Here is a 7105-nt window from a genome sequence, read left to right as displayed (position 1 = left end):
CCGGTCGAATCCCGTTGTGCTAGACTACAACTCGTAGTCAAATCATCTCTGACTTACACAGAATTCGTGACAGGCTCCGGGCACGTGGTCAGGCCGGTAACCGGCGCCTGCATGAACGCTGGGTGCGCTTTGATGAGCGCAAGAAACGTTCGGTGGTCGCCAACGCTGCGATCGCACGTGAGCTGGCCGGATGGTGTTGGTCGCTGGCCGTCCTCGACGACTGAGCGCCCCACAAATGTCCAGATGAGTCAACCGGGTGTCGGCAAGCGTCTTGGAGTGACCCGCGTCGCCGCTATGAGCGATAACGTTGCACCGCAACGGATCATGCTCGACTTTAGACAAGCGGTCCGCTCCGACTCGAAAGTCCCGTCCTGCGGTAGCCAACCCGCGTATATCAGACTGACACGCGTCGATACGACACGCTCGACACCCACAACCTGACCCATTTGGTCAACAAAGCGGCGGCCGCAGCGACGGTTGCGGCCGCCGCTTCCCCCTGCCCACTTGACAAGATGTCCCCCATATCAGCGGCGTTCGTGCGCGCCCGGGATCTGACCTGTCGCTGGCCCGGCTGCGACCGCCCCGCCCTGGACTGCGACATCGACCACACCATCCCTTACGCCGACGGCGGCCCCACCCACGCCTCGAACCTGAAGTGTTACTGCCGCACCCACCACCTGGTCAAAACATTCTGGGGCTGGCGCGATGCCCAGCTGCCCGATGGCACGCTCATCTTGACCGCACCGTCGGGGCAGACCTATGTCACCACCCCGGGCAGTGCACTGCTGTTTCCCCACCTATGTGCGCCCACCGGAGAGCTGGCACGCTCTGACCGGGAACCCGAGGCCCCGTGCGGGCAGCGCACCGCCATGATGCCGCGGCGCCGGCGCACCCGCGCCCAGAACCGGGCGGCCCGCATCAACACCGAACGCAACCAGAACCGGAAAGCCCGCGAAGCCCGCCGAACCGCCCGCCACGCCGCCCTGTTCCCCCACATAACACCCGGCACCGGCGGTGACGATCCCCCACCGTTCTAAGTGGTCTAGCCTCCGAGCCGGCGAAACCCACTGCGGTGGAACACGATAGGCGCGACCTCGGGATCCACCGTCACGTCGCAGACCCGCAGCACCACGATGGTGTGGTCCCCGGCGGGAACCAACTGCTCAACTGAGCTGCCCAGCCACACCCCGGTGCCCTTGATGAACACCGCACCGTCGTTGGTCACCGTCTCCAGCCCGGCGAAGCGGTCACCGGTCTTGGCGGCCAGGGTGCGCGCGGCGATGTCATGAGCCTCGCCGAGCACGCTGATGCCCAGCCGGGGCGAGTCCTTGAGCTTGGGCCAGGTCGTGGAGGTGTTCTGCACGCAGAACGACACCAGCGGCGGCTCCAGCGACACCGGCACGAAGGTGCTGGCCGCCAGCCCGACCCGGACGCCGTCGACCTCGGCCGCAACAGCCACCACGCCGGACGGGAAATGGCCGAACGCCTCCCGCAGCGACGATGGGCTCAGATTGCTCGCGGAACTTACGTGGGCATTCACCGGAACTCGTTCACCTCGTCGGATCGGGTCGCTGAAGAACCCTACCCGCCGCGCCGCCACCTGGGGGGAGCGGTGCGTTCCCGCCGCTGACCTGGGGAGACCAACTGGTTGGTTAGTTAGCTTTGACGATGTAGCTCACACTGGCTTGCACTGTGGCCGCCAGGGGGTATATTTCAGGGCACGTTACTGGTGGGTAACTTAAGCCTAGTACCCAACCACAGGTGGCATTCCATGAGGAGGAAGTAGTGAGCCACTACAAGAGCAATGTCCGTGACCAGCTCTTCAACCTGTTCGAGGTATTCGGCCTGGACCAGGTCTTCGGCCAGGGCGAATACTCCGACCTGGACGTCGACACCGCTACCGAGATGCTCGGCGAGTTGGTCCGCCTGGCCGAAGGCCCGATTGCTGACTCGTTCGTCGAGGGCGACCGCAACCCGCCGGTGTTCGACCCGGCCACCCACACGGTGACCCTTCCCGAGTCGTTTAAGAAGTCGGTGCGCGCCACCTTGGAAGGCGGCTGGGACAAGGTCGGCGTCGTCGACGAGCTCGGCGGCATGCCGATGCCCAAGGCGCTGATGTGGGCCTTGCACGAGCACATCCTCGGCGCCAACCCGGCGGTGTGGATGTACGCCGGCGGCACCGGTTTCGCCAACATCTTCTACCACGTGGCCACCGAAGAGCAGAAGAAGTGGGCCGTCATCGCCGCCGAGCGCGGCTGGGGCTCGACCATGGTGCTCACCGAGCCGGACGCCGGCTCGGACGTGGGCGCCGGCCGCACCAAGGCCGTCCAGCAGGAGGACGGCTCCTGGCACATCGACGGCGTCAAGCGGTTCATCACCTCTGCTGACTCCGACGACCTGTTCGAGAACATCTTCCACCTGGTGCTGGCCCGCCCCGAGGGCGCCAAGCCGGGCACCAAGGGCCTGTCCCTGTTCTTCGTGCCGAAGTTCCTGTTCGACTTCGAGACCGGCGAGCTCGGCGAGCGCAACGGCGTGTTCGTCACCAACGTCGAGCACAAGATGGGCCTGAAGGTTTCGGCCACCTGTGAGCTCACCTTCGGCCAGCACGGGGTGCCGGCCAAGGGCTGGCTGGTCGGCGAGGTGCACAACGGCATCGCGCAGATGTTCGACGTGATCGAGCAGGCCCGGATGATGGTGGGCACCAAGGCCATCGCCACCCTGTCCACCGGTTACCTCAACGCCCTGGAGTACGCCAAGGAGCGGGTGCAGGGCGCCGACCTGACCCAGATGACCGACAAGGCCGCACCGCGGGTGACGATCACCCACCACCCGGACGTCCGCCGGTCGCTGATGACCCAGAAGGCCTACGCCGAGGGATTGCGGGCGCTGTACATCTACACCGCCAGCTACCAGGACGCCGCGGTGGCCGAGGCCCTGCACGGGGTGGACGCCGAGCTGGCGGTCAAGGTCAACGACCTGATGCTGCCGATCGTCAAGGGCGTCGGCTCCGAGCAGGCGTACGCCAAGCTCACCGAGAGCCTGCAGACCCTGGGCGGCTCGGGCTTCCTGCAGGACTACCCGATCGAGCAGTACATCCGCGACGCCAAGATCGACTCGCTCTACGAGGGCACCACCGCGATTCAGGCGCAGGACTTCTTCTTCCGCAAGATCATCCGGGACAAGGGCCAGGCGCTGGCCCACGTCGCGGGCGAGATCGAGGCGTTCATCGCCAACGAGTCCGGCAACGGCCGGCTCAAGGCGGAGCGGGAGCTGCTGGCCACCGCGCTGGCCGACGTGCAGGGCATGGCGGCGACGCTGACCGGCTACCTGATGGCCGCGCAGGAGGACATCTCCAGCATCTACAAGGTGGGCCTGGGGTCGGTGCGCTTCCTGATGAGCGTTGGTGACCTGGTGATCGGCTGGCTGCTGGCCCGCCAGGCCGCGGTGGCCGTGGAGAAGCTCGACGCCGGTGTCGAGGGTGCTGACCGGGCCTTCTACGAAGGCAAGATCGCGGTGGCGTCGTTCTTCACCAAGAACTTCCTGCCGCTGCTGACCAGCACCCGCTCGGTGATCGACGCCATCGACAACGACATCATGGAGCTCGACGAAGCGGCTTTCTAAGCGCTGACAACACCACAGACCGCGCAGGCCTCCGGGGCGATCCCCCGGGGGCCTGTTGCCATTGGCGGGCTGGGTCGCACCCGGCAAAAGGATGCGTGTCCTGATTAGTGGGATGTATGGCGTAGACGCCACCGGGTTCGGCGGCTGACACTGGGGGCGTGACACACAAGGTCATCATCGTGGGCTATCCCGGCATCCAAGCGCTGGATGTGTTCGGGCCGTCGGAGGTGTTCGCCGGGGCATCGCTGGCCCTGCTGGGCGCCGGCCGCGGCGACGACGGGTACGAGGTCACGGTGGCCAGCGCCGGGGGCGAGCCGATCGCCACCAGCAGCGGACTGGCACTGGCGACGAGCGCACTGCCCGACCCCACCGATGCCGTCGACGCGGTGGTGCTGCCCGGCGGCAGCGGTGTGGATGCAGCTCGGGCCGACCCGCAGGTTCTGGAGTGGATCCGTATCGCCTCGGCGCACAGCCGACGAGTGATCAGTGTGTGCACCGGGGCTTTTCTGGCCGCATCGGCGGGGCTGCTCGACGGGTGCCGAGCCACCACGCACTGGGCGTTCGCCGACGCGCTGGCCCGGGAGTTCCCGGCGGTCAGCGTCGACCCGGAGCCGATCTTCCTGCGGAGCTCGGAATCGGTGTGGACCGCCGCGGGTGTCACCTCCGGGATCGACCTGGCACTGGCACTGGTCGAAGACGATCACGGCACCGAGGTGGCCCAGACCGTGGCCCGCTGGCTGGTGCTGTACCTGCGACGGCCGGGCGGGCAGACCCAATTCGCGGCCCCGGTCTGGCTGCCGAGGGCGCGCCGCGCGCCGATCCGCGACGTGCAACAACTGATCGAATCCGAACCCGCTGGCCCGCACCGGATCTCCGACCTGGCCGCCCACGCCGCGATGAGTCCTCGGCACTTCACCCGGGTTTTCACCGACGAGGTCGGGCTCGCGCCGGGCGCCTACGTGGAGCGGGTGCGTACCGAGGCGGCGCGCCGACAGCTCGAGGAGACCGACGACACCGTCGTCGCGATCGCCGGCCGCTGCGGCTTCGGCACCGCGGAAACGTTGCGCCGCACCTTTATCCGTCGGCTCGGCATCTCCCCCGACCACTACCGCAAGACGTTCGCCTGACACCGGAAGGACAACCCATGCAAATCGCGATCGTGCTCTATCCCGGCTTCACCGCCCTGGATTTCATCGGCCCCTACGAGGTGCTGCGCTGGCTGCCCGACGCCCAGGTGCGGTTCGTCTGGCATGAGCCCGGCCCGATCACCGCCGATTCCGGTGTGCTCATCGTCGGAGCCACCCACTCATTCGACGAAATCCCTTCTCCCGATGTCATTGTGGTGCCCGGCGGCATGACCACGACCGAGCACGCCCGCGACGAGAAACTGTTGGCGTGGGTGCGGCAAGCCCATGCGACGGCGAGCTGGACGGCGTCGGTGTGCTCGGGGTCGATCATCCTGGCCGCCGCCGGGCTGCTGGCCGGTAAACGGGCCACCTCACATTGGCTGGCGCTTCCCGCACTGAAGGCGTTCGGCGTCACCCCGGTCGGTGACGAACGCATCGTGCACTCCGGTGACATCGTCACCTGCGCCGGGGTCTCGGCCGGCATCGACCTCGGGTTGTGGCTGGCCGGGCGGATCGGTGGCGAGGACCGCGCGAAGGTCATCCAGTTATCAATGGAATACGACCCGCAGCCGCCGTTCGACTCCGGTCACCTGTCCAAGGCGTCGGTGAAGACCAAGACGGCGGCTACCGCGTTGATGGCCCGGGATCTGGCCAGGCCGGCGCAGTTGAAGGCCTCCGCATTGCTGCTGTGGGACGCCGCGATCGGAGCGGCTCGACGCCGACGGGGTTAACCGAAAGAGGTTGGCCGCCGCTGGATCCCCTCAGTCCAGCGGCGAGCCAAACCCAGGCTGCTCCGCGCTAACGCTGGGGGCAGACGACCACACGGAGCGCGCCGTGCTGTGGACTACCCCGGGGTGGCCCGACACAAACGTGGTTATCGACGGCCCGTCCCGCGGACCCGCGCTATGCCTCCAGGATTGCGGCCACGCCTTGGCCGCCGGCGGCGCAGATCGAGATCAGCGCACGCACCGGCTTGTTCTTCTTGGCGGCCTTGGCTTCGGCGATCTGCTTGGCCGCCTGCGCCACGATCCGCCCGCCGGTGGCCGCGAACGGGTGCCCGGAGGCCAGCGACGAGCCGTTGACGTTGAGCTTGGATCGGTCGATGGCGCCCAGCGCGGCATCGAGTCCCAGTCGCTCCTTGCAGTATTCCTCGGACTCCCACGCCGCCAGGTGGCACAGCACCGTCGAGGCGAATGCCTCGTGGATCTCATAGAAGTCGAAGTCCTGCAGGGCCAGACCGTTGCGGGCCAACAACCGCGGCACCGCGTAGGTCGGGGCCATCAGCAGCCCATCGGGTCCGTTGACATAGTCGACGGCGGCGGTCTCGGAGTCGACGAAGTAGGCCAGCGGGGTCAGCTTGCGCGCGGCCGCCCACTCCTCGCTGGCCAGCAGTGCCACCGACGCGCCGTCGGTCAGCGGCGTGGAGTTGCCTGCGGTCATGGTGGCGTCGCCGGCCTTGGCTCCGAACACCGGTTTGAGGGTGGCCAGCTTCTCCGGGCTCGACTCGGGCCGCAGGTTGTTGTCGCGGTAGAGGCCCTGGAACGGGGTGACCAGGTCGTCGAAGAAGCCGCGATCGTAGGCGGCGGCCATGTTGCGGTGGCTGGCGGCGGCCAGCTGGTCCTGGTCGACCCGCTTGATCCCCATCTTCTTGGTGGTGATCGCCTGGTGCTCGCCCATGGACAGCCCGGTGCGGTTCTCTTTGTTGGCCGGGATCTCCACGCCCAGGGTGGCCGGCAGCTTGCCGACCAGCTTGAGGCGCTGCATGTTCGACTTGGACCGACGCAATGCCAGCAGGGTGCGACGCAGTTCGTTGCCGACCTCCAGGGGCGCGTCGGAGGTGGTGTCCACCCCGCCCGCAGCGGCCACCTCGTAGCGACCGGCGGCGATACCGTCGGCTGCGCAGATCGCCGCCTGCAGGCCGGTGCCGCAGGCCTGCTGTAGGTCGAAGGCGGGCGTGTAAGGCGACAGCGCCGAGCCGAGCACGCATTCCCGGATCAGGTTGAAGTCGCGACTGTGCTTGAGCACCGCGCCGCCGATCACCGCGTCCAGCTTCTCGCCGGCCAGCCCGAACCGGTCGACCAGGCCGCCGAGCGCCGCGGTGAACATGTCCTGGTTGGACGCGCTGGCGTAGGCGCCGTCGGACCGTGCGAACGGAATGCGGTTGCCACCGAGGACGGCGACGCGACGTCGCGCGCCGGTGTCGGCGGGTGTGGACTTAGCAGCAGATCCAGATGCCACGATCTCTCCGTCTACTGGGGCGCCCCGCATTGCCGGGGCGATTGGACGTGATACTACCCAGTATTCTTACTCTGGAGTAAGTTCGTTGTCGACACCGTCGCCTGCACCAGGCACACGTC

5 protein-coding genes and 2 pseudogenes are annotated in these 7105 nt (G+C 67.5%); 5 read left to right on the top strand and 2 right to left on the bottom strand.

Going from position 1 to position 7105, the window contains the following annotated elements; genetic code table 11:
- Positions 1-77: 77 nt before the first annotated feature.
- Positions 78-224 (top strand): annotated as a pseudogene (locus A5648_RS22715) (IS110 family transposase); the annotation flags it as partial.
- Positions 225-527: 303 nt separating this feature from the next.
- Positions 528-1037: pseudogene (locus tag A5648_RS10065) on the top strand (HNH endonuclease signature motif containing protein); the annotation flags it as partial.
- A gap of 5 nt (positions 1038-1042) precedes the next feature.
- Here the strand turns inward: A5648_RS10065 and A5648_RS10060 are convergent.
- A complete protein-coding gene (locus A5648_RS10060) occupies positions 1043-1540 on the bottom strand; it encodes a flavin reductase family protein (RefSeq protein ID WP_065024407.1) in 498 nt (165 codons plus the stop codon).
- 245 nt (positions 1541-1785) lie between these two features.
- Here A5648_RS10060 and A5648_RS10055 point away from each other — a divergent pair, with 245 nt between their 5' ends.
- The 3 genes from A5648_RS10055 to A5648_RS10045 all read left to right on the top strand — a co-directional run bounded on the left by A5648_RS10055 (position 1786) and on the right by A5648_RS10045 (position 5479).
- Complete coding sequence (locus A5648_RS10055; protein WP_065024406.1) at positions 1786-3621, top strand: acyl-CoA dehydrogenase; 1836 nt, start codon at positions 1786-1788, stop codon at positions 3619-3621.
- A gap of 158 nt (positions 3622-3779) precedes the next feature.
- Entirely contained in the window at positions 3780-4748 is a 969-nt protein-coding gene (locus A5648_RS10050; protein WP_065024405.1) for a GlxA family transcriptional regulator, read from the top strand.
- A gap of 17 nt (positions 4749-4765) precedes the next feature.
- Positions 4766-5479, top strand: a complete 714-nt coding sequence (locus tag A5648_RS10045) for a DJ-1/PfpI family protein (RefSeq protein WP_065024404.1) — start codon at positions 4766-4768, stop codon at positions 5477-5479.
- A gap of 172 nt (positions 5480-5651) precedes the next feature.
- Here the strand turns inward: A5648_RS10045 and A5648_RS10040 are convergent, their stop codons facing one another.
- The gene (locus A5648_RS10040) at positions 5652-7016 is read right to left on the bottom strand and encodes an acetyl-CoA C-acetyltransferase (RefSeq protein ID WP_109470745.1); all 1365 of its coding nucleotides are present in this window, start codon (positions 7014-7016) and stop codon (positions 5652-5654) included.
- Between the last annotated feature and the right edge of the window lie 89 nt (positions 7017-7105).

Origin of the sequence: Mycolicibacter sinensis, from assembly GCF_001673565.1 — a bacterium.
Classification (GTDB): Bacteria; Actinomycetota; Actinomycetes; order Mycobacteriales; family Mycobacteriaceae; genus Mycobacterium; species Mycobacterium sinense_C.
This window is presented reverse-complemented; position numbering and strand designations above follow the sequence as displayed.